This is a genomic window from Enterococcus sp. GPZ-007, from assembly GCF_059374735.1.
The window spans coordinates 25838-51283 of record NZ_JCAFYN010000013.1 but is presented as its reverse complement, the minus strand read 5'-3'; the positions used below and the strand labels follow the sequence as shown (position 1 = coordinate 51283).

Genomic DNA, 25446 nt, shown 5'->3' with positions numbered 1-25446 from the left:
GAGGGATTGTAATGAAAAATATGCGTCGCTTTTACTCGATTCCTTATTTCTTTTGGCTGCTGTTCTTTGTGATCGCGCCGGTGATTTTGATCGTCTATCAATCCTTCTTTGATATGCATGGTAATTTTACTTTCATGAATTATCACACGTATTTAACATCAAAGACCTATTTGATGATGACGGTCAACTCAGTACTGTTTGCTTTTCTGATTACCTTGATGACATTATTGATCAGTTATCCAACGGCGTACTTCCTGTCAAAATTGAAACATCGTCAGTTATTGCTTTTGCTAGTCGTCTTACCGACATGGATTAATTTATTACTGAAGGCTTACGCATTTATCGGGATTTTCAGTGCGAATGGTTCGGTCAACGATTTTCTGCGTTTTATCGGAATAGGTCAAAAGCAGCTGCTGTTCACGGATTTTAGCTTTATGTTTGTGGCGGCCTATATCGAGCTGCCCTTTATGATCATGCCGATCTTTAATGCATTGGAGGAAATCAATCCTTCCTTGATTAGCGCGAGTCGTGATCTGGGAGCGAATAACTTTGAGACGTTTCGTCGCGTGATTTTTCCGCTTTCATTAAACGGGGTAAAGAGTGGAGTACAGGCTGTTTTCATCCCATCACTATCCTTATTCATGCTGACTCGTTTAATTGGTGGAAATCGTGTGATTACTTTGGGGACGGCGATCGAAGAGCATTTCTTAGTCACGCAGAATTGGGGGATGGGCTCGACGATTGGAGTGATTTTGATTGTGGCGATGTTCATCGTAATGATGCTGACTGGCGAAAGACGTAAAGGAGGTCGGGTGAAGTGAGAAGAAGAAAATTTTCTTGGGCCAATGTTTATTTGATCTTTGTATTTGTCCTATTATATATTCCGATCTTTTATTTGATTTTCTATTCCTTTAATCAAGGCGGCAATATGAGTTCATTTACCGGATTTACTTGGGAGCATTACCAGAGCCTGTTCTCTGATCGACGATTGATCAGTATCGTAGTGCAGACCTTCGTTTTAGCCTTTTTGTCGGCATTGCTTGCGACGATTATTGGAACCTTTGGCGCGATGGGGATCTATTATACCCGTAAACGCAATTCACGCAATATCCTATTGGGGCTAAATAATATTTTGATGGTTTCGCCGGATGTTATTATCGGTGCCAGCTTTTTGATTTTATTTACGATGCTGGGCGGTGTCTTGAAGAACTTCCAACTGGGCTTTGTCAGTGTGCTGCTTTCCCATATTGCCTTCAGTATTCCTATTGTAGTACTGATGGTCTTGCCGAAGCTGAAGGAAATGAATGATTCTATGATCGATGCGGCTCGTGATTTAGGGGCCAATAATTTTCAAGTATTACGGAATATCATTCTGCCATATCTGACACCAGGCATTATTGCCGGCTATTTCATGGCATTCACCTATTCGTTGGATGATTTTGCGGTGACCTTCTTTGTCACAGGAAATGGCTTTACGACCATGTCAGTGGAAATTTATTCCCGGGCACGCCAAGGAATCAGTTTAGAGATTAATGCGCTGTCGACGTTAGTCTTCATTTTCTCTCTGATTTTAGTAGTAGGCTATTACTTTATTAGTCGTGATACCTCGAAGAAAGCGAAGAAACGGAAACGCGAATTTGAGGAGGTGGCAGTACTGAAATGAGAAAATTACAATCTCTTTTTATCGGTGTTGTGGCCATAATTCTGTTGTTAACATTTTGGGTAGTTCGCCTGAATCATTCATCTAACGCTAGTTCCAAGGTATTGAACATTTACAATTGGGGCGATTATATTGATCCAGAGCTGATTAAGCAATTCGAGAAAGAATACGGCTATAAGGTTAATTATGAGACCTTTGACTCGAATGAGGCGATGGAAGCCAAGATCAAACAAGGCGGAACGGCTTACGATATCGCCATTCCCAGTGAGTATATGATTCAGAAAATGAAAAAGGAAAAATTATTGCTGCCGTTGGATCATTCCAAGATTCATGGTTTAGAAAATATCGATCCGCGCTTTTTAGATTTGGATTTTGATAAGAATAATCAATATTCAATTCCTTACTTCTGGGGAACACTGGGAATCGTCTACAACGACAAATTTGTTTCCAGCGACAAGATCAAGCATTGGGATGATCTGTGGCGGCCTGAGTTGAAGAATAATATCATGCTGATCGACGGTGCCCGGGAAGTGATGGGCTTATCGTTAACGACATTGGGCTATTCTATAAATAGCAAAGATCAGGCGCATTTGCGTCAAGCGACAGATAAATTGGCAAAGCTGACGCCGAACGTCAAAGCGATCGTTGCCGATGAGATAAAAATGTATATGGCAAACGAAGAAAGCGCGGTGGCGGTAACTTTTTCTGGTGAAGCAGCCGATATGATGGCTGAAAACGAGCATCTTCATTATGTAATTCCGCCGGAAGGATCGAATCTGTGGTTCGACAATATCGTGATCCCTAAGACTTCCAAGAATCAGGAAGGCGCTTATGATTTTATCAACTTTATGCTGAAACCAGATTCAGCGAAGCAAAATGCCGAGTATATCGGCTACTCTACACCGAATAAAAAAGCGCTGGCGATGCTTCCGAAAAGCATCTCTGGTGACAAACAGTTTTATCCCGATGACGAGACAATCAGTCACTTGGAAGTATATAAAGATTTAGGCCCGAAGTATTTGGGGATCTATAATGATCTGTATTTGGAATTTAAGATGTATCGGAAGTAGTAGTAAAACTCAGTAAAAACGGCATAAGATCAATAAAAAGGCTGAAATAAAACCATTATTTTTACTCTTCATTTTCATTCGAAGGATTTTCTCCTCCGTAAGACTTAGAAAGAATCAATCTTCCGCTTGAAGTAAAAAAGGCAAGAAGTTGATAAACTAAGTTCATACAAAACAAGTGGAGGAATGAAAAATGAAAACGGGGTTTGAATTAGTAAAAACAATTTTTATGGGTATGTTGGCTGTGTTTGGCGCAGTGCTTTTGATTACGATCGCAGGACACATTATTTGGAGCTTGTTAAAAATAGCCTTGGCAATATTCTTGATTTGGCTGTTTGTTGATGCGGTAACTCCGCATAAAACTAGAAAAGTTCGGAATATGTATCGAGGAGTATAATTTAGAGTAGATGGTTAATAGAAAGCGGCTCAGGGTGAGCCGCTTTTTATTTTGATGTTTTTGATTGGTAAGAAGATTATTGAAATTTCAATTTTCATCCCTTTTTATTTTGGTATACTTGTTATAACTGAAAAAAGGAAGGGCAAATCAAATGCTGCCAATGATTAATTTTTTATCTTATTCACATTTATTATCGTTCGGAATCAACTATTTTATTTTGGACGATATCAAAAATAAAAAAAGGATCAACTATCTGTTGATCTCGTTGATTATATTCTTTGGAGTTATTATAGGCAGATATTACTCGTATATGGACACAGTAGTGACGTATATCTTTTTTCTGATTTTGTCATTAAAAAATGTGGAGGAAAGAAACGTCGTATTTTCGCTGTTAATCGTTTCTAGTGCATGTGCTATCGATTCAGTAGCCAGTCAAGTGACTAAACCGCTTCTTTACTTTGTTATAGAAAAACAAAGTAATCTGCTCTTTTTCATGTTTTTTTTGTTCTATTATGGTCTTTCGATTCTTAGTAGTGTCGTCTATAAAAAATGGGGATTGCCTTTGATCAAAAGAAAGAAAAAGGTAAATCTAATTGCGTATTTGTTAACGATCTCACTACTTGTCTACTTTTCGTATGGGACACTCTCTCTTTATGCGCCTACTTTTTTTTTAAAAGCATTTGTTGCTGTTTTTTTTCTAGTTTTTGCTATTTTTGGTGGAGTAATCATTCAATCCATCTCGAGTAATCAAGATTTAAAAATCGAGGCGGAGAAAAGGCAGCTGGAATATAATATTCACCAACGATATATCGAAGATCTAAAAAATCAATATCAGGGGATTCGCGAATTTCGGCATGATTACGTCAACCTGCTGACATCGATCGAATACTATATTGAAAATGATGAGTTTGAGGCGCTGAAGACATTTTTTAATACCAGTGTTAAAAAAACGAAGAACCTTACTGGCACTGATATCCTGCATGCGGATGAGTTGAACAAAATCGATTCATTAGATATCAAAAGTATTTTAACTATGAAATTGCTGGCTGCTCAAGAGAAAAATCTCAATGTGCAGATAGAAGCGGATGAGGGAATCAGACTCAATCAGAAAGTGGATTCAGTGCTGTTGATCCGCATACTAGGCATTTTATTAGACAACGCGATTGAAGAAGTCGAAACGATTGAAGGCGGAAAACTGCTGATCGGTATTTTCTCTGTCAAAGGTGACACGATTTTTGTAATAGAAAATACAGTGCGACAAAAGATCGAACCGATGCAAGTGTTGAAACAGAAAGGGTTTTCGACAAAGGGCGAAGGCAGAGGGCTTGGTCTTTCCAACATTGACGAGCTAACAGCGATGGAGCCGAATATTTTGCTGGAGACAATCATATCTGAGCAGCGCTTCATTCAAAAGGTGATTGTGATTGGTGAGGAGGGGTAGTTGTGTTAGGAGTTTTTATTTGTGAGGACAATGAGGTTCAGCGAAATCAAATAGAGTCTTTCATTAGAAAATATCTGCTGATTGAAGAGCTGGATATGGAGATCAGGGTTAGTACCGGCGATCCGAAACGGATTATAGACTATTTAGAGAGGCATCCTGACAGTCGAGGCATTTATTTCTTAGATGTTGATTTGAAATGTGAGATGAACGGTATTGAATTAGGAGCCAAAATTAGGGAAAAAGATATTCATGGCAAAATCATCTTCATTACCACTCACGATGAGCTGCTGTCTCTAACTTTTAAATACAAAGTCGAAGCGATGGACTATATTTTAAAAGAAGGGGAAATCGCGGATGTCCGAGAAAGAATTCAAGAAGCCTTAGATCAGGCTCAACGGCATTTCCTCAAGGAAGCCCAAAAAGCGGATGACTTTATTCAACTAAAGATCGGTAGTCAAATTCGAATATTAGATTTGCAACAGGTGATGTTTTTTGAAACGGCATCGACACCCCATAAGCTAATCCTGCATCTTACCAACAGCACATTGGAGTTTTACGGGAAAATCAATGATATCGCTGAATTGTCTCCTAAATTGGTTCGAATCCATAAATCCTATGTGATCAATTCTAAAAATATCCAGCTGATTGATAAGAAAAAAAGAGAGGTCACCATGACCAATGGAGAGAAATGTTTACTTTCTATCCGACTAATTAAGCAGTTAGAATCAGCGATTAAGACAAAATAATGTTCGTTTAGGATATTTTTCGAACAAAACCTAGATTAGCCTTTATAATTTGATTTATTGGATGTCAATTCAACTATTTGGAAAGAAAACTTTCTAGCAGGACAGTTAGTTGATTGTTCAAATACTTAGTTGAGTGATATACGGTATTCGAATAAGGAGGTTGATTAACGATGAAAAGAAAAATGATTGCAGTCTTTTTATTGACGGTATTGGCAACGACTCCAGTATCGGCGTTGGGAGCTGAAAACGACTATGTGGGTTCTGATAATCAAACAGGAGATATCGGAACTCGGGCGGTGACCATAAAGCAATGGTTTAAAGGAGTCCCGCCAAAAACCTATCGCGGAAAGCAAAGAATCAATTATTATAAAGCCTTTGGCGGTGGGTATATCGGCGTTTATCTATGAGAAAAAGGCTGTTCCTCGTTGCCTGCTGTTTAGGATTGCTGGTGATTTTCTTCATATTAAAGATCAGTATTCACATTCGAATAATCCTTGTACTGGCAACCATGCTCTATCTTTTGATAGACGGGACGCTATAGGGGAAAGATCACCGCATGATGAGCGGTGATTTTTTTGTTTAATTAGGCTTAACTTTGGTCTTCTTTATACTGTCGTCCAAGTTCACGAAAATGCATCGCGAGATAGCTGATTTCGTCATTCGATAGATCAAAGTCAAAGTTCTCCGTGATAAACACGCGCATCTGATTTGCGGTGTGAAATTCTTTAGAGTAATGTTCGGCAACATAGAAATAGAGGTCATTATCGGAATCGGCAGTGTCATACTTATTTTTCAAAATACGCAGGGATAAAAATTTAAGGTGGCGCACCAAACGGGCAGCTTCAACGAATAAATAGGAACGAGGCAATTGCAAGTTGGCTGTGATTTGCGATAGCAGACAATGAATCAACTGAATAAACTTCTCTTGTTCATGAGCATTGATATTTAATTGATAGTTAGCTGCGATCACAGCTTCTGCCAAGACCAAATAATCCGTCTTTTTCAACGGTCGTTGAATATACTCCTCGATTCGTCCAGCTGCTTCTTTTGAAAAATCAACCTCTGTTCTAAAAAGATTTTCCATGATCTCAATCGTGGTCAGTGGATAAGTATAAGTCATAGGAATATTTTCAGTGGCATTAAAGAGAAAATAGGACAAATTATTGGTTAATAAGAAATTGTCGGCAAGTGTGTACTTTTGCGTACCCAGCTCGATTAAAGATGCTATAAGCTGGCGATCTGATAGCGCTGAGTAGGACGCAGTTGTCTCTGTGTTGTTCATCAAAATTTCCCTCCTTAAATTGATGTATCTTCAAATAATCGTCTTTTTTTAGATAAACAAGTTTATTGGTATGATGCTATGATAAACTGTCTAGTAACTAGACAGTCAAGTAATTGGCTTGTTATAAAGGAGGTTTAAATTTTGGATATCAGTAAATACCTTTCAATCGGTGATTTCGCCAAGCTATCTGGGATTAAACGGAAGACATTAATTTATTATGATCAAATCGATCTATTAACCCCCGTGTATACAACTGAAAAAGGGTATCGTTATTATGATTATCCGCAGCTCTATAAGGTGAATATGATCAATCTGTTCAAAGAAATAAAAATGCCTTTAGCTGAAATCAAGAATCATCTACAAAATAGTACACCTGAGCAAGCAACCATTTTACTGAAACGTCAACGTGAATTGATTCGTCAGAAGCAGGAGTATTACAAGCAAATGGCTGGAATGGTGGACCGTCAGTTGTCTTCATTAGAAGAATACGCCACAGCGGATCGGTTGAAGTTTTCGGTTGTTCATTTGGAACAGCAGCCACTCTTTTTCAGTTCAACGGTTTATCAAGCATCGACATTTCGCGCATCGATTCCACTAAATGATATTTATCAGCAAAGCTTTGCCGCAGGATATGAGTTTATTTATCCGGCTGGATTTATGTTTGAAAATACGAGTTCATTATTAGATGCAGACGTACTCTATGCCGCAGATGTTCATCCCTACATCAAGGTTCCAGAAGCAGCTGAAGCACGGCCAGCTGGAGACTATTTAATTTGCTATTTTCATGGGAAAACCTATCGAGCGATTGTTTTTCAACAGATGATCGACTATATCAAGCAGCAGCATTTGAAAATTCAAGGAGATATTTACATTGATGTGATTTTGAACGGCCTGTCCGCTCAAAAATTTGACGAACTCTTAATGAAATTAGTTGTACGGATTTTGGATAAGTAAAAAATCTAAATTTTTAAAAAATTGAAAAAACCTGACCACAATTAATTATTTTTATAAAATTAATAATTGATTATGTTTGTAAAAAAACGGATATTGTTGGCTTTACTCGAGGGAAATTGAGGTAAGATTTGTAAAATTGTTTTTTATTAATTTTGATGATGATAAATAGTATAATTTATTAATTTCCTCCAAAAAATAGGGCTTTAAAAAAAATTATTCTTGTTGCAAAATAGAGATAGTTAATAAATTAGATGTACAACTAGAGAAGGGAAGAGTCAGCATGGAAGTATCAGCCTTGAATCAACGTCAAATTTTCGTAACTAAAAGATCTACCTTAGAATTGAAAGCGCTTAGTTATTTTGATGAAACAAAAAATTCAGCTAGCTTGATTGAATATGTCGTAGCAGTTTTGGTGAAAAACGCGATTGTTGTAGGAGATTATTCGTTGTTTTTATATGACTTGATTCGAGAGCTGTATCTTTCTGCTGAACCAAATGCCGCAATGCGGACGTACATGCCCTATTTCCAAAATTATTTCTCGAAAAAAGAATGGAACGGAATTATCAATCGCCTGTTTAAGAGCAAGAGCAATTATTTCCAGAACTCTAAAGCGGCACGTGATTCCTATGCGCAATTGATGAAGCCAACGACTGCTAGAGAGCTTCTTGAGGAAGAAAAGAATCGGAAAGTAAACATTGAATCAGTTTTTGAAGATGAAAACGGCAAGCGTCATAGATGGGTTTTAAGTGATGTCGATCCGTTAAAAGATAAGAAAGATTTTGGCCCAATCTTGGAGATTTTGACGACGCTATCAATTTTCGAAGATAATGGAACCCGAAAATTCACTAAACTTGTCAAGTCAAAACGGGTGTTTAGCGAAGATGAAGACTTGGTAGTGGAAGAACCAAAACCGAAAAAAACGAAAACTGAAAAAGCACAGCAGAAGTCTGCCCAAATGCCTTCTGTTCAATCGAAGAAAAATAATGTCAAACAAATTAGTAAAGCCAGTCTGCCCACAGATATTGATCCAAGAAGCTTGAGCAAGCAAGACATTGAGGAACTAGCCAGAGCAGTCATTCCGAAAGACGCCAATCTGAAGGATTATTACTTTGAAGTGACCGATCCGGAGACTGGCGAAGTGAGCAAGGTTCAGCTTGATGGTGAGAAAATAGGTTCGAATACTGAGGCAGATTCGATGGAATCGATTCAAAAAAAGACAAAGCAATCGAAGTCTGCCCAAAAAGCCGCAGTAGCCCCAACGGAAAAAACGAAAAGTAAGACATCAACTTTGGCGTCAGTTAGTAAAGAAGCAGAAAAACCAATCGCAGCAGCGGAAGAAGAAACGCCTGTACATGAACCTGTTAAGCCAATAGGCAGGTTGATCGGATTCTTCTCACGGAATAAAACTAAAGAAAAGAACACGATTGATTATTAGTGATGACTTGTATAAGTCGGATAAAAACAATTGATTCGAATTCTATAGTTGTGGGAATTTGTCCGTCATTTTTATAGTGATCAAAAATTAGGTTATACCCAATAAACTGATGATAAAGATAGTGAAATCCTTAATGCTAACCAGTATTGTAACAAAGTTGAGAGGGATTCCTATGTAAGAACATGCCCATGAAAATATTGTCTTGCGCAGTAATCTCGTGGGGTATCTTAGAATAACCAGCAATAATCTGCAATCAGTACTAGGTGCCGAATGCTTATTTAGCTGTGGCGTTAAGAGCACAGTCCGCAGATTATCAAACCGCGATTGAAAACGGCATCGCCAAAATCAATTATTATAATTATGCGAATCAGGCTGGTGCTGTTGCATTGAAGGATTACTTGAAACAAGATTATTTCTTAGAGGATTGCATTGATGTTGCAACAAATGCGTTGAAGGGAGACTATGTGAGGACACTAAAGATTTTAGCCGAAAATAAGAAAATGAAGCGGTGCGTAATCAGCTAGTAATGATTACGCACTGTTTTTTTACTATTCCAAATCTGTATGTCTCTCTAGCATACTCTCGCCAGTTTCTGCCAATCTCTCCATCAACTCTAGAATAATTCCGTCATAGGTCAGGAAACTAATTTGTTCAAAGGCGGAGCCCATCGGTTGGATTGAAGTTAAATTGTTTTCCTTCAATTTCGGTGATACGCCAGGGAGCACGACGACCACATCCGCTAGCTGAGCAATTTCGGACTCTTTATCCATCGTCATCAGAGCGAGGGTCACGTTGTTTCTTTTCGCCTTCTTAGCAAGGGCGACTAAGCTTGGGGTGGTACCAGAACCGGATCCGATAATCAATAGATCGCCCTCTGCCGTTCTTGGACAACTAATTTCACCCACAAGGCTAACCGCCAAACCTAAATGAAGTAGACGATTCGTAAATCCAGTGATGGCGACACCCGATCGGCCGGCACCGGAAAGAAAAATGTTGTTGGCACGTAAGATTGCCTCTACTAATTGATCAAGCTCCTCATCATTTTCGTAATCTACAAAGGCCAATAACTCTTCAATAATTTCCCGCGTGTGTTTTTTTACAGACATACAATTCCCTCCAATAATTATTAGTATCCAAAGTCTAATGAATATCGAAAAGGTCTACAAGAGTATTTTTGACAGAGGCAGCCTGACAAAGCTGTCCTTTCATCCGATAGCTTTTCTGAATAACGCCCCCTATAATGAATGTCAGAAGGCGCTTTCGAAAATGATCATTCTCAAGGATGTCCGTTCAACTTTGCCAGTTTTTCTTTAAGCTATAGCGAAATTAGAAGAATGGTATGCATGCACTTTAGTTGAATGATCGGACATTCGATTCAACCTAATTTATTCTTTTTGAAAAATGATTACTATTTATACGAGGAGGAATAGAAAATGGAGTTTCAGCAACCTGCAAATGCGAACAGCTGGCGAGCAAAGATTCAGCGGATGGGTGGATTTTTAAGTTCGATGGTTATGCCGAATATTGGTGTATTTATTGCTTGGGGTTTGATGGCAGCATTCTTCATCCCGACTGGATGGACGCCGAATGAGCACTTAAATGAGTTGGTTCCGCCGATTTTGAATTATTTATTACCTGTTCTGATTGGTTACACGGGCGGATACAACGTTTATGGGAAACGAGGCGGCGCAATCGGAGCTTTGGCAACTATGGGGGTAGTGGTCGGAGCGGATATCACGATGTTGATCGGCGGCATGATCATGGGACCGATCGGCGCGATCTTAATGAAGAAAATTGATGAACTGCTTAAAGGAAAAGTAAAACCCGGTCTGGAAATGCTGGTGGACAACTTCTCTCTCGGCTTTCTTGGCTTCGCGATTGCCTTAATCGGATTTGTCGCAGTTGAACCGATTTTTGCGGTGATTCTATCCTTCATCTCTGGTGGAGTGGATTGGTTAATGGCGCGGAACCTGATTCCTTTAACCAGTATCTTTGTTCAACCGGCACAGGTTTTATTCCTAAACAATGCCGTTAACCACGGAATCATGATTCCATTGGGTACGCAGCAAGTATTAGAAACAGGCAAATCGCTCTTATTCTTAGTTGAAGCAAATGGCGGCGCTTGGGTTGGTTTGTTGATTGCCTTTTCAATGTTTGGCACAGGCATGGCGAAAAAATCAGCACCGGCATCAATGTTGATCCAATTCTTGGGCGGGATCGGTGAGGTGGCCTTTCCTTATGCCATGATCAAGCCGATTACGATTTTGGCACCGATCGCTGGAAATATGACGGCCTTGGCCATTGGACAAATCTTTGGCGGTGGAACGGTCGGGGCGGTATCTCCCGGAAGCTTCTTAGCCTTACTCATGATGACACCGCGGGGCAACTTTATCGTAAATATCGCGATGTACGCGTCAGCGGTTCTAGTTTCCTTTATAGTCGGCGCGTTCTTCTTAAAACTAAGCTTGAAAAAGGATCTTGCGGCGGAAGCCGATGCGGAGGAATTAGCTTTGGAAGGAGCCGGAGTCACGACTACAGAAGCCTTTGAAACGGCCGTACCGGAACCGATCGTAGCGGGAAATGCAGTCCCAACAGGCAAGCTGATCAAGAATGTCATTATCGCCTGTGATGCCGGTATGGGTTCCAGCGCGATGGGGGCGTCCATGCTGAGCACCAAAGCACGTAAAAACATGCTGGAGGTTACGGTCAAAAATGTTTCCGTCGATAACATTCCCGATAATGCTGATTTGATCATTACGAATGAAATTTTACTGGAGCGAGTAAAAGGTCTGACAAGTGATAAGCAAGTTCCAATTTTGACAATCAAAAACTTCTTGGACAACAGTGAGTACGATCGCTTCATAAAATTTATCAGAGAAAATAATGGTGAATAAATCGTATCCGCTTTCATTTTAGTGTAGTATGATGAATTCTACTAATTAATAGTTGGGGAGGAAGCTAGATGTATTTATCTACCAGAGAGAGCTCTATCTTAACGATTTTGTTAAATAGTAGAAACAAGCATACAGCGCAAGAGATCAGTGAGCAGCTGAACATCAACGAACGGACCGTCTACAGAGAATTGAAGAATATCAAGGCGACGCTGAAGACCTTCCAGCTAGAGCTGGTGACGATTCCTTCAAAGGGCTTTGAAATCCAAGGAAAGTCTGAAAATCTAGCGGCGTTAAATCAGGCATTTCAAAAGCAGAACATTCATCAAATTTTAACTGTAACGGAACGGGTCGATCTGGTCACGCTGATTCTATTATTGGAGGAGGATTTCATTAAAATGCAGGCAATTGCCGCAGAATTGCAGGTCTCTCTTTCAACGATCAAGAAGGATGTTGCCTTTCTAACGGATAACCTGCCGGAAAAAGGCATTCGCATCATCTCGAAAAAAGGTGAAGGCATCATGCTGGAGGCGGATGTGATCAATCGTCATATCCTGACCTTGGATATCTTGACGAAGCACGTTACTTCTTCGGAATTTATTGCATGGTTTTTACTAAAAAATTCGAAGGACTCCTTTTATAAGAAGATTTGTTTTCAAAAAATCAGTGATCCGCTCCATTTTGTTTACGAGCAGCTAGGTCAGTTAAAGGTGGATATTGACGATAATGATCTGCAGGAATTAGTTATCTTACTAGCATTATGGCTCAATATCTGTCATCTGACTACGCTGCCTAATAATTCGATTGATACAATCGCGATCGAACTGAATCAGACGGGCAATCGGCTTTATCATCGAATGATTGAAAAGCAAAAGAGCATTCTGGCTGAAAAAACGCATCCTGAAGCATTTTTAGATTACTTAAAATGGATCATTCATTTGTATTTTCAACGAGATTATACAAATGAACTCGACCTGCCGCGTTTCGACAATGATATCGCGATATCTGTGAAGGAAATGGTGAACAATGTCGAAGCGCAGTTAGGTGTGAAGCTTCACGGGAATGAACGACAAGTCCGTGACCTGTCGACCCATTTGAGAAAAGCGGTCACGCGGATCAACAGCGGTCTATTTGTCAGAAATCCGATGAAGGATGAGATTAAGAAAAATTATCTCTTCATTTTTGAGATCGTGAGTCATGCGGCGGCGGAAGTTTTTGGAAAAGATTTTTTCCCAGAAGATGAGCTGTGTTTTCTAGTGCTGTACTTCGTCATGATGATCGATAAATTGTCGAATAAAGCTTTTCGCGTGCTGATCGTGTGCTCCAGCGGGATGGGCTCATCCAAAATGCTGACGAGCCGTCTGGAGTATGAAGTCCCAGAAGTCTATGTCAAGGACATTATTTCCCTCACCGATCTGCAAAATAAAGATGTCCATGACTACGAACTAGTCTTATCAACGATCCCGTTACCCTTAGCGCCGGAAGATTATTTGAAAGTATCTCCTTTGCTGAATGAGCAAGAATTGGCGTTAGTCCAGACGAAGATTAACAACCACAAGTACTCTGATCTAAAAACCATTCAACGGCAGAAGCAGATGAATGTGGCGGATTTTGAGCAGCATCTGATGCAGAAACTTTTCTACGCGAAAAAGATTTTAGAGCTGATGAAGCACTGCTGCTATACAGAAACACCGATATTTACGACAAAAATCAAGAAAAAGCGGGATGTATTCAAACGCTTAGCTGAATTTTTAGAGGTTGACGAGGCCAAGCTGACTAACAGTATTCAAACGACTGTGCAGCAGGAACAAACAGTGCTCTTCATTATCCGTAAAAATCCAGAACTTTCAGCAGATCGGATGCAGCTGATATCCGAGGCTTCCAAGCAATTGGGGAACTACTATTTAGTCGTCATAGACACTGGGGAAAATCTTTCAGGGATTAGCCAAAAATTTTATCGACAGGTCAAGGAAATCTTTTTTGACCATGTCTATGAATTGACCAAAATCGGATCAGCGGATGATTTGAAAACCTATTTAGTAAAAATGAATGAAATTGTATAGATTGCGAGATGGTAAAATGAAAATTTTTAAAGATGAGAACATTCAATTAAATCAGCACTATGAGAATAAGATCGAGGCCATTTTAGCTGCCGGAACGATTTTAGTTGAAAATGGCTACGTGGCTGAAAGTTATCTTCAAGACATGCTGGCGCGAGAAGAAGAAGTATCGACGTATATCGGCAACAATATCGCCATTCCCCACGGTATCGTGAAGTCGGTGGAAAAGATCCATTCTTCCGGTATTTCACTACTGCAAGTACCAGAAGGCGTCGACTTTGATGGCAATACCGCGTATTTAGTATTCGGGATCGCGGGAAAAAATAATGAGCATCTAGAGATTTTGGGGCAGATCGCGACAATTTGCTCCGAGATGGAAAATGTCGAGATTCTTCGTCAAGCAACATCAAAAGCAGAGATTCTGAAAATTTTTGAGGAGGTCGTCGTTTAAATGAAACAAGCATTGCACTTTGGCGGAGGAAGTATCGGGATCGGCTTTATCGCTGACCTGTTACATGATTCCGATTACGAAACTACGGTCGTAGATATAGATAGCGAGTTAGTTAAGCAAATCAACGAAACCGCAACTTTTGATCTCTATTTGATCAATGAAAACTACAAGAAAAAACAACTGACAGACATCCACGCATTGTCTTCGATCGAGGATCAGGCAGCGATTATTGAACAAATCAGCAGGACAGATTTGATCACGACCGCAGTCTGGGCTGAAAATTTACCGAAAATCGCGCCGGTTCTTTTACAAGGGTTGAAAAAACGTGCGGATATTGGCGGAAAGCGCGTAAACATCTTAGCCTGTGAAAACGCGATGTTTAACAGCGAGATTTTACGCAAAGCGATCCTTGCTTTAGATTCATCGGCGGAGCAGTGGCTGGACGCTATTGCGGCATTTCCGAATACCGCAGTTGATCGGATGGTCCTTGCATCTGAGCATGACGGGAAAAAGACCATCGACATCGGGCGTGACCATGAGCTAGTGATCGAAGAATCAAAACTCGTCGATCCGGAAGAGAAGCCGATCAGGGAAGCCATATATACCACCAATTTGAAAAAGTACATCGAACGCAAGCTCTACGTAGTGAATTGCGGTCATGCGTGGGCAGGTTATATTGGTTTTGTCCATGGCTATTCGATTATGTCTGACATTTTCCATAATGAAGAATTAGTGAAAATGATTCGTGAGACGATGTGGGAATCGGCACACTTATTGATGGAAAGATACGGCTTCACTGAACAGGATATGACTGATTACATTGATTTCATTATAGATCGTTATCAGACACCTGGCATCAAAGATATGATCACTCGGGTGTCCCGCTCGCCGATTCGCAAGCTGCAGCCGGAAGAACGCTTGGTTGGTCCATGTGTTCAATGCGAAGAATTAGGTTTGGAAAATAATCGCTTATTGGAAGGGATCGCGGCCGCTTTTCTCTTTGACAATCCAGAGGATGAACAATCCGTGGAACTCTTAGCATATGTGAATGAGCATGGGATCGATGAAGCGATCACTCATTTCACCAGCATACCGTCAGATCATCGGGTGCATCAGGTGATTAAAGAGAATTATCAGAAATTTCTGAAAATGAGAGGGTAAGCTGACATGATAACGGAATTTTCCAATCAAGCAGGAAGTCAAATTGTAGATGCGGTTATTACAACGATCCAAGCCAATAAAGAATATTTAAGCGAAGTCGATAGTCACGGCGGTGATGGCGATCACGGCATCAACATGAACAAAGGCTTCACCTTTGCCAGACAAGAGCTGGATGAGCTGACTAGCTACACTATGAGTGAGGGCTTCAAGGTGATCAGTCAGGTGCTGGTTAATAAGATCGGCGGCTCGATGGGACCTTTATATGGCAGCTTTTTCAGGGGACTTAGTGTAGCATCCAGAAAGAACGAAACAATCAACAAGGAAGTAGTATTAAGTATGCTGACGAAAGCCTATCAAAATCTTTCTGATTTAACTGATGCCAAAGTCGGTGATAAAAGCCTGCTGGATGTGCTGGTGCCAACAGTTGAAGCCTATGAAGGCGCTCTTGCTGATGACAGCTCCTTCGAAGACTGCCTGACGAAATCATTAAGTGCCGCCAAAGTAGGGCTGGAATCAACTAAGATGATTCCAGCAAAGATCGGACGAGCCAGTCGGATCGGTGATCGTTCGATCGGGCATCAGGATGCTGGAGCGACGTCCTGTTATTTGATTATTGAAGCGCTGGTAACCACGATAAAAGAATTGTTGGAGGAATAAAAGCGATGCAAATTTTTGTGAATGATCCAGATTTTATTGTTGAAGATATGCTGAAGGGCTTTACTGCGGCGCACCCTGAAATTATGATCTCACCATTGAATGATCGGGTAGTCGCCCTCAAAGATAAGAAGGAAAAAGTCGGCGTCATTACTGGCGGCGGCAGCGGACACGAACCAGCTTTTCTCGGTTATGTGGGTGAGGGCATGCTGGATGCGGTAGCGATTGGTGAAGTTTTTGCCTCGCCGCCTGCCCAAGCATTTTTAGATGCCATGATCGAGGCTGATAACGGTCAGGGTGTCGCGTGTCTTTTCGGCAACTATGCTGGAGATACTATGAATGTCAAAATGGCGATCCAAATGGCCGAAGATGAGGACATTGAAGTGAAGTATGTGGTCGCGACAGACGATATTGCCTCTTCGCCTAAAGAAACTCGTGAAAAACGTCACGGAATCGCCGGTGGCTATTTCATGTGGAAGGTTGGCGGAGCCAAAGCAGCGGCCGGCGGAACATTGGATGAAGTCATCGCGGTGGCACAGAAAGTGGTCGATCGAACGAGAAGCATTTGTGTTGGGGTCAAGCCTTGTACGATTCCAGCTGTAGGGAAGCCGAATTTCTTGATTGATTCGGGAACGCTGGAGTTTGGGATCGGTCATCATGGTGAGACGGGAATTGAAAAGCAACAACTAGGCAGTGCCAATGAAATTGCGATTGAAATGACAGACGCGATTTTAACTGATTTTGTTTTTGATGGAAATAAGAAATTAGCCGTGATGATCTCAGGTTTAGGCTCGACCATGCTGATGGAACAATATGTGGTGTGCGGACAAGTTCTGGAAACATTGAAGGAAAAAGGTCACAGCGTCGAAAAAGTCTATGTCGGTAATTTTGTCACCTCGCTGGATATGGGCGGTATGTCGTTGACAGTCGTCGATTTAGATGATGAAATCACGGAATTAATGGAAGCTGAGGCACAAGCAGCAGGGTTGAAAAACTATTAAAGGATAGGGTGGACGAAAAAATGAAATTACAACTAGCTTTGGATGAGTTAAAATTAGAGGAAGCACTGGTTTTTGCAGAAAAGGTCCAAGAACACGTCGATATTATTGAGATCGGCACACCGTTTGTGATCGATTCTGGGATGGAGGCTGTGCGCCGCTTTAAAGAAAAATTTCCCAATAAAGAAATTTTATCTGATGAAAAGATTATGGACGGCGGTTATTACGAATCGCAGTTAGGCTTTGAGGCTGGCGCTGAGTATGTAACGGTTTTAGGAGTAACCGATGTGGCGACGATTAAACAATGTGTCAAAGCTGGTACTGACTTTGAAAAACAAGTCGTGGTTGATATGATCTGTGTCGCAAATCTTGAAGAAAAAGTCGCTGAGATGGAAGAACTGGGTGTGGATGTATTAGCGGTTCACACAGGGGCAGATCAGCAAGCCTGCGGACGGACGCCACTTGATGATTTGAAGATCATGACTTCTTGTGCGAAGAAAACTAAGATTGCTGTAGCAGGCGGCATCAGCAGCAAGACGATCGATAAATATGTCGCGTTGAATCCAGATATTATTATCGTTGGCAGCAGTATTACTCACGCGCCGGATCCTGTAGAAGAAGCACGCTTGATCAAAGAAGCGATGCTGGCGAAAGCGTAGGTGATAGCTGATGACACCATCAAAAAACTTATCGGCTATCTTAACCGAATTGACAGAAGATGCACAGCAGATTGATCAAGCCCAATTGGAAAAGGTGCAGGCGTTGATCTTACGAGCAAAAAGGATTTTTATCGCGGGCGCCGGACGTTCTGGTTTTGCCGCGCGGGCGTTTTCTAACCGCTTGATGCACTTAGGCTTTACTGTATATTTTGTAGGTGAGCCAACCACTCCTTCCTTGCGTGAGAACGATTTGATCATTATCGGCTCAGGTTCAGGTCGAACCTCTGGATTGGTAAATATGGCGGAAAAGGCTAAGAGTGAGAAAGCACAGTTAGCGACGATCACGATTCATCCAAAGAATCCGATCGGAACAATGGCGGATGCGGTGATTCAAATTCCCGGTATCTCAACAGGGGACAAAGCGACTGAAAAGGCGCCATCAATTCAGCCCAACGGTTCGTCCTTTGAGCAGTTATCTTGGTTGGTTTATGATTCAATAATCGTTGATTTGAAAAAGGAGTTAAATCAAGATCAGACGGATATGGATTACCGTCATGCAAATCTTGAATAAAAATCGGCATCGAGCTTCGGCTCGGTGCTCTTTGGGTAGGGAGGACATAATGAAAATCGCATTGTTTGATTTGGATGGAACATTGATTGATTCTGAGCGCTATTATTTTTCTATTTGGCAAGAATTGATGGCTCAAGAAGGGTATTGTTTACAAAAGGATTTTTATCAAAGTGTGGTCGGTTCGCCAACATCGATCTTGAAGGAGAAGTTTCAACAGCATTTCGGGGAGCTTCCGATGTTTGATCGCTTGTTCGAGGAATTTATGGACAGACGGAAACAGGCACAGAAGAATGCAGTTTTTCCCATAACCGAAGGCTGTCATGAGTATCTGGATTATCTAGCAAAAGTGAATATCACCTGTGGAATCGTTACTTCCAGCTATCAAAAGGAGGCGGAGGGAATTCTGGAAAGTATGGCACTTGCCTCCTACTTCTCTTTTGGTGTTTATGGCGATCAGGTGAACAAGGGAAAACCTGATCCGGAAATCTATCAAAAAGCGATCGAAATCGCGCAGCAACCAATCGATGAGATAGTGGTCTACGAAGATTCTCCCAATGGGATGCTATCCGCAGTCAATGCTGGTTTGACTTGTGTTCATATCAAAAATTTTGTTGACCCAACACCTGAGATCGAAGGTCTGGTCCAAAACAGCTATTCTAACTTTTTTGAGGTCATGGAGCTATCAAAGATTTGATTATTTAAAACCTAAAATCCAGCTAGCTACCGGGAATGTTATCCTCTATAATAAAAAGACGATGAAATTTTGCTAATAAAAACTTCATCGAGTATGGGTAGAGGAGCGATAGGATGAAGATAGAACCATTTAAAGTAGAATTGTGGATGAACGAACATGAGGATAAAGCGATTTATAATACAGGAGAGACCTGCGTTGACTCCATCAGTATGGACGAGCTGTTTGAGATCGCTGGACTGGATAAGCAGGAAACACTGAATGAACTAACGCAAAAACGTCTGACTTACGGACATATTTTTGGCAATCCGAAGTTCAAAAAGGGGATCGCGTCTTTATACGAAACAATCCAAGAAGAGGATATCACAACGACTCATGGAGCGATCGGAGCGAATCATTTAGTCTTATATTCATTGGTTGAACCAGAGGATGAAGTCGTTGCCGTACTGCCGACCTATCAGCAATTGTATTCCATTCCGGCATCCTTCCGTGCAACTGTGAAGCAGCATGTTTTAGCACCGGAAAATAACTTTCTGCCTGACTTAACAGAACTGAAAAAACAGGTCAGCCAAAAAACGAAAGTAATCATCATCAATAATCCTAACAATCCATCTGGTTCATTAATGGATCATAAAATGTTGACGGAAATCGTTGCGATTGCCAAAGACGCTGATGCTTATATTCTTTCAGATGAAACCTATCGCGGGCTGACGCAAGCTGATATCGAGAGCCCGTCCATTGCCGATCTGTATGAAAAAGGAATCAGTGTCAGCAGTATGTCTAAGGTTTGGTCACTGGCTGGTCTGCGATTAGGCTGGATTGCCACGAAAAATCAAAAAGCTTTACAACAATGTCTGCTACATCGTGATCACAACACCATCAGCTGCGGCATGATTGATGAAGAACTAGCGTCGATTGCCCTACTAAACAAAGAGAAGCTATTGGCGCGGAGTCAAAAAATCATTCGCGAAAATCTAAAAATCTTAGACGAGTGGGTAGCAAAAGAACCTCATATTTCTTATGTGAAACCACAGGCTGGGACTGTGACCTTACTGTATTACGATTTCGATCGATCGAGCCGACAGCTTTGTCTTGATTTGATCGATAATCACGGACTGCTGTTCACTCCTGGTGATTGTTTCGAGTTTGAGAACTGTGTTCGAATCGGCTATGGCTGCCGAACAGAAGCGTTGATCGCCGGCTTGAATAAATTCTCTGAGTACTTAGCGAAAATATAAATGTAAGAGCGTAATGATCTTATCGGGTCATTACGCTTAATTTGTATCAAAAAGTATCTTGCTGGTTAATAAAATCCTACTATTCGTTAACAACTGCTCCATTATCATTCTCGCGCAACGATGGTACACTAAAGGTGATCAGAGAGGGGCGATTAAAATGACATTATTGATGGGAAAGACGATCAAAAAGCTCAGAAAAGAACAGGATTTGACCCAAGAACAAGTTGCAGCGGCTTTGGGAGTGACTACTGCGGCTGTTTCCAAGTGGGAGACCGACAGCACCTATCCCGATATTTCACTGTTAAGTCCGTTAGCCCGTATGTTAAGGACCAATGTGGATCGGCTGGTAAGTTTTGAAGAGAAGCTAAGTGATATAGAGGTTGCCAATTTTGAGAAAAAAGCCCGAGTGATCTTTGAAACAGGGGATAGCCGAAAAGCGATGGATTATTGCAATGAGTTATTGAAGGAATATCCCACTGATGATTTGTTAAGATTTCGTTTGGCTTCTACGTCCTTTTTCTATATAGGTGCTTCTGGTGATGAGGAAGAGGCAGCGCAGCAGCTTGCAGAAACGATCAGACTTTTTGAAACCATCCGTTCGTCAGAGAATCTTGAACTTCGCCATGCGTCACTTCATGTATTGGCGAGCCTCTATACTATGAGCGATGATCTGGACAAAGCTGAAGAAGCGATAGAAGAACTGCCTACTGCCGATTATGATACTCGAATGATGAAAACCAATATTCTTTATATGAAGAAAGAGTACGAAGAATCGCGGAAGCTGACACAAATTTGCTTGTTCCAGCAGCTCCGTGATATCGGACTTCATCTATACACTCTTGCAAAAATCGCTTGTAAATATGAACAGTACGAGAAGGCGATGACAATCGCAGACGTTGGTATTAAACTTGACAAGCTGCTTCATGTTGATCAAATCACCGGCACGAATGCCAATTACTATTTATTCAAAGCCGAGATTTTAGCCAGAGTTGGAGAAAAGCAATCTGCACTGATGGAGCTAGAGAATTTCATCCCTGCGTTGCAGGCTGCATTCGCGATAAAAGAAACCAGTGGTGACTTGCTGTTTGATACCATCCAATTAAAAGATTCATCTGTTTCAACCCAGTATATCGCTGAGCGTATGGCTGATCTGATTGAGCAATCGGATGAGTTTCAGCCGCTGTTGGCGGAAGAACGATTTATTGCGTTATTGGAGAAATTAAGAAGTTTAGAATAGAACTGGAATAGAAAGGATCATGAAAAATCTGTCCTTTCTATTTTAGTCAGTCAATTGAAAAAGCTGCAAAATGACTAGTGGCTTAGATTGCTTCTTATGTGGTCAACACGATTTCAACAAAACTTTATTCAAGTTTCCTATTTTTTGTATCTACTGAAATAGATAGATGACTCCGTATAAAGTGTCAGGCATCAAAGCTTCGTGAACATTACAATGAATCATGCGCTGGACTAGAGATAGTTCAGCGTTTTTGTGTGCTTGAATTATACTTTTTCCCATCAGTAGGAAAAAAGTAAGTTTGTAGGACCGCTCCTAGATTTCCTATAATGAACATGTAAATAAATGAAAGCGGTGAAGAAAATGAAAAATATTTTGTTAATTTGTGGTTCAGGAGCCTCAAGCGGATTTATGGCAGCATCAATCAGAAAAGCGGCTAAAAAAAGAAAGCTTGAGTTCTCAGTCAAAGCAGCCAGTGAATCTCAATTGGATGATCGCATCGACACAATCGATTACTTACTGATTGGTCCGCATCTGTCTTATATGCTGAATGATCTGCAAGAACAGACCAAAGATAAAAATGTTAAAGCAGCAGTTATTCCTCAATCGGTTTACGGCACGTTGAATGGAGAGAAAGCATTAGATTTAATTTTAAAGTTGGAGGATTAGACGATGGATAAAATTATGAACTTTATGACGAATTCTTTTGCGCCAAAAGTGAATAAGGTAGTAAAAAATCCTTGGATTTCAGCAATTCAGGATTCGATTATGATTGCACTGCCGTTAGTTTTTGTTGGTTCGTTAGTGACAGTCGTTTCTTTGCTGAAAAATATTTTCAGCGGAATGCCTGACTTTTCCATGATTAGTAATTTTTCATTCGGTATGTATGCATTAGTAGTTGCTTTCTTAATTCCTTATTACTTGATGGAGAAGAAAGGATATGGCGGTCAAAAACTAATTTCCGGTGCGGCTTCGTTGGTACTATTTATGATGCTGCTGTTTCCAACTATGACTGCTGATGGAGAAGCGGTTTTCATTCTTTCTCGTTTCGGTGCTACAGGCATGTTCCTTTCAATGATTACGGGCTTGTTTGTTGCATTCGTTATGAATTTTGCAGTGAAATATTCGTTCTTTGATGAAGATACACCGATCCCTGATTTTGTAGTCGGCTGGTTTAATAGCTTGCTGCCAATTACGTTCGTCTTACTTGTTGGCTGGTTGATCACTTTCCAATTCAAGATCGACTTTTTCGACGTGGTACTACTGGTTTTCAGCCCATTGGCGAATATCGTTCAATCCTATCCTGGTTTTGTTTTATCGGTCTTTATCCCAGTATTCTTGTATACATTTGGAATTTCTGGCTGGGTCATGATGCCAGTAGTGTATCCAGTCTATATGTCCGGATTGGCTGCAAATGCAGAAGCGGTAGCTAACGGCGGACAAGCACTAAATATTGCTACTCAGGAAACCTGTTACGCATTCTCATCAATGGGAGGAATCGGAACCACCCTGGCTTTGTCCTTTATGATGTTGCTGCTAAGTAAATCAGCGCAATTAAAGGCAATTGGGAAAGCAGTTATCATTCCGTCTATTTTTAATATTAACGAACCCTTAGTCTTTGGTGCACCGATCGCCTTCAATCCGTATCTGATGGTGCCGATGTGGATCAATAGTATTATCGTTCCAACAATCGCTTATGTCACGATGTCCTTAGGCTTAGTTAATGTACCATCAAGTACTTTCCTATTGTGGTACATGCCGTATCCGATTACTTCCTATTTGGCAACGCAGGATTGGCGGGCAATTGTCGTCTGTGCTCTGATTTTCGTGATTACTTGGCTGGTCTTTTTGCCATTTTTCAAAGCCTATGACAATTCATTAGTGAAACAAGAAGCACAAGAGGCTCTGGAAGAAGCCGAAGCAGAAGTCGAGGCTGCACATTAAAAAAATTATATGTCGAAGGGAACTAGCAGGAGGTCGCTTATGGAAAAGACAACATATTTAGAGGAAAATGACCAATTGAATCAATTGTCCATGAACATTTTAGTACATGCCGGCAATGCACGGGATCATTTGGTTCATTCATTAGAAAGTTTAGAGAAGATGGATTTTGAAACAGCCAAAGAAGAGGTGAAGGCAGCGCGCAAGGAGGTTGTTGTCGCACACGGATTACAAACGGACACTTTACAGTTAGAGGCATCTGGCGAACAGATTCGCTATTCAACGCTCTTTTGCCATGCACAGGATACCTTGATGACTGCACAAAGCGAGATTTTAATTGGTGAACATTTAGTTCGACTATTTGAAGCCTTTAGCCAAAAATAGCAAAAAGATCTTACCACAGGAGTATATGAGGAGGAGTTTCATTGAAAATTTATCAAATGCCTAAGGATTTTTTATGGGGCGGAGCGATCGCAGCCAACCAAGCAGAAGGTGGATACAAAATTGACGGAAAAGGAGTCAGTTTAGCAGACTTGCACAAATACTATCCAGACAAGAGCAACGCTGAAATTGCTGAAGAACAGCACAAAGGCATGTCGATGGCTGATGTAAAAGCGAACTTAGCCGATACAGGAGGGTACTATCCAAAGCGTCACGGGATTGATTTCTATCATACCTATGAAGCGGACTTAGAATTACTTAGTGAAATGGGCTTTAAAACCTTTCGCACATCGATTGATTGGACGCGTATTTTTCCTACTGGTGAGGAAGATGAGCCGAATGAAGCTGGGTTAGCTTATTATGATCGTTTAATCGATAAAATTATTGAATTAGGTATGGAGCCGATTATTACGATCCTTCACTATGAAACGCCGGTCGAAATCACCTTGAAATACGGCGGCTGGAACAATCGTAAAGTGATCGATCTATTTGTCAACTATGGGAAAGTCGTCTTGGAGCGTTATCAAGCAAAAGTAAAATATTGGATCGTCATCAATCAAGTTAATTTAATTCAGTTTGAACCGTTTAATTCAACAGCAATCCCTTACGATACGGTGGATAATTATGAAGAAGCCAGCTTCCAGGCGGTTCACCATCAATTTGTCGCTTGTGCAAAATTAGCAGCCTATGCGAAAACGATTAATCCTGATATGATGATTGGAACAATGATGGCCGATTGTACAGCCTATCCGTATTCTTGTGATCCGGATGATGTGAATCTAGCTTTGCGTCGTAACCGGATGCAGTATTTCTATACAGATGTGCAATTCCAAGGGGAATATCCGCAATATGCATTGAACTATTTTGCTGAAAATGAGATTCATTTAGACATTACAGCTGAAGATAAAAAAATATTGAAGGATCATCCGATGGACTATTTGGCACTCTCTTATTACTATTCACAAATGGTTGACGCCACTAAAAACACGATGAATCCATCATCGGTGACTCCAAATCCGAATTTGAAAGCCAATCCATGGGGCTGGGCAGTTGATCCGCAAGGACTGTACAATTCCTTATCGCAATATTGGGATCGCTATCACAAATCGATTATTATTGCCGAAAACGGCTTTGGTATGTATGACAAGTTAGAAGACGGACAGGTGCACGATGATTATCGCATTTCTTATCTTTCGGAACACATCGCCCAGATGAAACGGGCGATGTATGACGGAGTAGATGTAATTGCCTATTGCGCTTGGGGACCAATCGATATTATCAGCTGTTCATCTGCTCAAATGGAGAAACGCTATGGTTTCATCTATGTTGACTTGGATAACGAGGGAAACGGCTCCGGTAAACGAATTAAGAAAGACAGCTTCGAATGGTATAAACAAGTGATCGCGTCGAATGGCGACGCATTATAATCAATTGAAAAGTTGATCCTCGTGGTCAACTTTTCTTTGAATGGAGG

At 41.0% G+C, this 25446-nt stretch carries 27 protein-coding genes; 25 read left to right on the top strand and 2 right to left on the bottom strand.

The window, feature by feature from the left end; all coding sequences use genetic code 11:
• Window positions 1–11 precede the first annotated feature (11 nt).
• From AC4J95_RS08895 to AC4J95_RS08865, 7 genes are all read left to right on the top strand, one after another.
• Complete coding sequence (locus AC4J95_RS08895) at window positions 12–821, top strand: ABC transporter permease (RefSeq protein ID WP_316403844.1); 810 nt, start codon at window positions 12–14, stop codon at window positions 819–821.
• On the top strand, window positions 818–1663 hold the full coding sequence (locus tag AC4J95_RS08890) for an ABC transporter permease (RefSeq protein WP_494549567.1): 846 nt from the start codon (window positions 818–820) through the stop codon (window positions 1661–1663). The genes AC4J95_RS08895 and AC4J95_RS08890 overlap by 4 nt, the downstream gene beginning before the upstream one ends.
• The gene (locus AC4J95_RS08885; RefSeq protein WP_494549566.1) at window positions 1660–2730 is read left to right on the top strand and encodes an ABC transporter substrate-binding protein; all 1071 of its coding nucleotides are present in this window, start codon (window positions 1660–1662) and stop codon (window positions 2728–2730) included. The genes AC4J95_RS08890 and AC4J95_RS08885 overlap by 4 nt, the downstream gene beginning before the upstream one ends.
• Window positions 2731–2920: 190 nt before the next feature.
• The gene (locus AC4J95_RS08880; protein WP_316405599.1) at window positions 2921–3124 is read left to right on the top strand and encodes a hypothetical protein; all 204 of its coding nucleotides are present in this window, start codon (window positions 2921–2923) and stop codon (window positions 3122–3124) included.
• Window positions 3125–3275: 151 nt separating this feature from the next.
• Window positions 3276–4565: a GHKL domain-containing protein gene (locus AC4J95_RS08875; protein WP_494549565.1), complete on the top strand. Its 1290-nt coding sequence runs from the start codon at window positions 3276–3278 to the stop codon at window positions 4563–4565.
• Between the two features lie 2 nt (window positions 4566–4567).
• Window positions 4568–5311 carry a LytR/AlgR family response regulator transcription factor gene (locus AC4J95_RS08870; protein ID WP_494549564.1) on the top strand — a complete coding sequence of 248 codons (744 nt, stop codon included), beginning with the start codon at window positions 4568–4570 and terminating at the stop codon, window positions 5309–5311.
• A 170-nt stretch (window positions 5312–5481) separates the two neighbouring features.
• The gene (locus tag AC4J95_RS08865; RefSeq protein WP_494549563.1) at window positions 5482–5718 is read left to right on the top strand and encodes a hypothetical protein; all 237 of its coding nucleotides are present in this window, start codon (window positions 5482–5484) and stop codon (window positions 5716–5718) included.
• A gap of 182 nt (window positions 5719–5900) precedes the next feature.
• On the opposite strand, the gene AC4J95_RS08860 is transcribed toward AC4J95_RS08865, so the two are convergent.
• Entirely contained in the window at window positions 5901–6593 is a 693-nt protein-coding gene (locus tag AC4J95_RS08860) for a PRD domain-containing protein (RefSeq protein WP_494549562.1), read from the bottom strand.
• A 141-nt stretch (window positions 6594–6734) separates the two neighbouring features.
• Here AC4J95_RS08860 and AC4J95_RS08855 point away from each other — a divergent pair, with 141 nt between their 5' ends.
• The 3 genes from AC4J95_RS08855 (at window position 6735) to AC4J95_RS08845 (ending at window position 9506) form a co-directional block, all read left to right on the top strand.
• Window positions 6735–7547, top strand: coding sequence for a MerR family transcriptional regulator (locus AC4J95_RS08855; RefSeq protein ID WP_494549561.1), 813 nt, complete (start codon window positions 6735–6737; stop codon window positions 7545–7547).
• Window positions 7548–7827: 280 nt separating this feature from the next.
• Window positions 7828–8982 (top strand): hypothetical protein, encoded by a 1155-nt coding sequence (locus tag AC4J95_RS08850; protein ID WP_494549560.1) that lies wholly within the window; start codon window positions 7828–7830, stop codon window positions 8980–8982.
• Window positions 8983–9245: 263 nt separating this feature from the next.
• On the top strand, window positions 9246–9506 hold the full coding sequence (locus AC4J95_RS08845) for a hypothetical protein (RefSeq protein WP_494549559.1): 261 nt from the start codon (window positions 9246–9248) through the stop codon (window positions 9504–9506).
• A 24-nt stretch (window positions 9507–9530) separates the two neighbouring features.
• Here the strand turns inward: AC4J95_RS08845 and hxlB (AC4J95_RS08840) are convergent, their stop codons facing one another.
• A complete protein-coding gene (hxlB, locus tag AC4J95_RS08840) occupies window positions 9531–10088 on the bottom strand; it encodes a 6-phospho-3-hexuloisomerase (RefSeq protein WP_494549558.1) in 558 nt (185 codons plus the stop codon).
• Window positions 10089–10415: 327 nt separating this feature from the next.
• Between hxlB (AC4J95_RS08840) and AC4J95_RS08835 the strand changes: the two genes are divergently transcribed.
• From AC4J95_RS08835 to AC4J95_RS08765, 15 genes are all read left to right on the top strand, one after another.
• Entirely contained in the window at window positions 10416–11876 is a 1461-nt protein-coding gene (locus AC4J95_RS08835) for a PTS transporter subunit EIIC (protein WP_494549557.1), read from the top strand.
• A 68-nt stretch (window positions 11877–11944) separates the two neighbouring features.
• A complete protein-coding gene (locus AC4J95_RS08830; RefSeq protein WP_494549556.1) occupies window positions 11945–13936 on the top strand; it encodes a BglG family transcription antiterminator in 1992 nt (663 codons plus the stop codon).
• A gap of 16 nt (window positions 13937–13952) precedes the next feature.
• Window positions 13953–14384, top strand: a complete 432-nt coding sequence (locus AC4J95_RS08825; RefSeq protein ID WP_494549555.1) for a PTS mannitol transporter subunit IIA — start codon at window positions 13953–13955, stop codon at window positions 14382–14384.
• Window positions 14385–15545 (top strand): mannitol dehydrogenase family protein, encoded by a 1161-nt coding sequence (locus AC4J95_RS08820; RefSeq protein ID WP_494549554.1) that lies wholly within the window; start codon window positions 14385–14387, stop codon window positions 15543–15545.
• A 6-nt stretch (window positions 15546–15551) separates the two neighbouring features.
• Entirely contained in the window at window positions 15552–16202 is a 651-nt protein-coding gene (dhaL, locus tag AC4J95_RS08815; RefSeq protein ID WP_494549553.1) for a dihydroxyacetone kinase subunit DhaL, read from the top strand.
• Between the two features lie 5 nt (window positions 16203–16207).
• Window positions 16208–17200, top strand: coding sequence for a dihydroxyacetone kinase subunit DhaK (locus tag AC4J95_RS08810; protein WP_494549552.1), 993 nt, complete (start codon window positions 16208–16210; stop codon window positions 17198–17200).
• A 20-nt stretch (window positions 17201–17220) separates the two neighbouring features.
• Window positions 17221–17856, top strand: a complete 636-nt coding sequence (gene hxlA, locus AC4J95_RS08805; protein ID WP_494549551.1) for a 3-hexulose-6-phosphate synthase — start codon at window positions 17221–17223, stop codon at window positions 17854–17856.
• Between the two features lie 10 nt (window positions 17857–17866).
• Window positions 17867–18427: a 6-phospho-3-hexuloisomerase gene (gene hxlB, locus AC4J95_RS08800; RefSeq protein ID WP_494549550.1), complete on the top strand. Its 561-nt coding sequence runs from the start codon at window positions 17867–17869 to the stop codon at window positions 18425–18427.
• Between the two features lie 49 nt (window positions 18428–18476).
• Window positions 18477–19121: an HAD family hydrolase gene (locus AC4J95_RS08795; protein ID WP_494549549.1), complete on the top strand. Its 645-nt coding sequence runs from the start codon at window positions 18477–18479 to the stop codon at window positions 19119–19121.
• A gap of 113 nt (window positions 19122–19234) precedes the next feature.
• A complete protein-coding gene (locus tag AC4J95_RS08790; protein ID WP_494549548.1) occupies window positions 19235–20356 on the top strand; it encodes an aminotransferase in 1122 nt (373 codons plus the stop codon).
• A gap of 157 nt (window positions 20357–20513) precedes the next feature.
• Entirely contained in the window at window positions 20514–21593 is a 1080-nt protein-coding gene (locus AC4J95_RS08785; RefSeq protein ID WP_494549547.1) for a helix-turn-helix domain-containing protein, read from the top strand.
• A 360-nt stretch (window positions 21594–21953) separates the two neighbouring features.
• Complete coding sequence (locus AC4J95_RS08780) at window positions 21954–22259, top strand: PTS sugar transporter subunit IIB (protein ID WP_316405530.1); 306 nt, start codon at window positions 21954–21956, stop codon at window positions 22257–22259.
• Between the two features lie 3 nt (window positions 22260–22262).
• The gene (locus AC4J95_RS08775) at window positions 22263–23534 is read left to right on the top strand and encodes a PTS sugar transporter subunit IIC (protein WP_316405529.1); all 1272 of its coding nucleotides are present in this window, start codon (window positions 22263–22265) and stop codon (window positions 23532–23534) included.
• Between the two features lie 39 nt (window positions 23535–23573).
• Complete coding sequence (locus tag AC4J95_RS08770) at window positions 23574–23915, top strand: PTS lactose/cellobiose transporter subunit IIA (RefSeq protein WP_316405528.1); 342 nt, start codon at window positions 23574–23576, stop codon at window positions 23913–23915.
• A 41-nt stretch (window positions 23916–23956) separates the two neighbouring features.
• Complete coding sequence (locus tag AC4J95_RS08765; protein WP_494549546.1) at window positions 23957–25399, top strand: glycoside hydrolase family 1 protein; 1443 nt, start codon at window positions 23957–23959, stop codon at window positions 25397–25399.
• Window positions 25400–25446 lie beyond the last annotated feature (47 nt).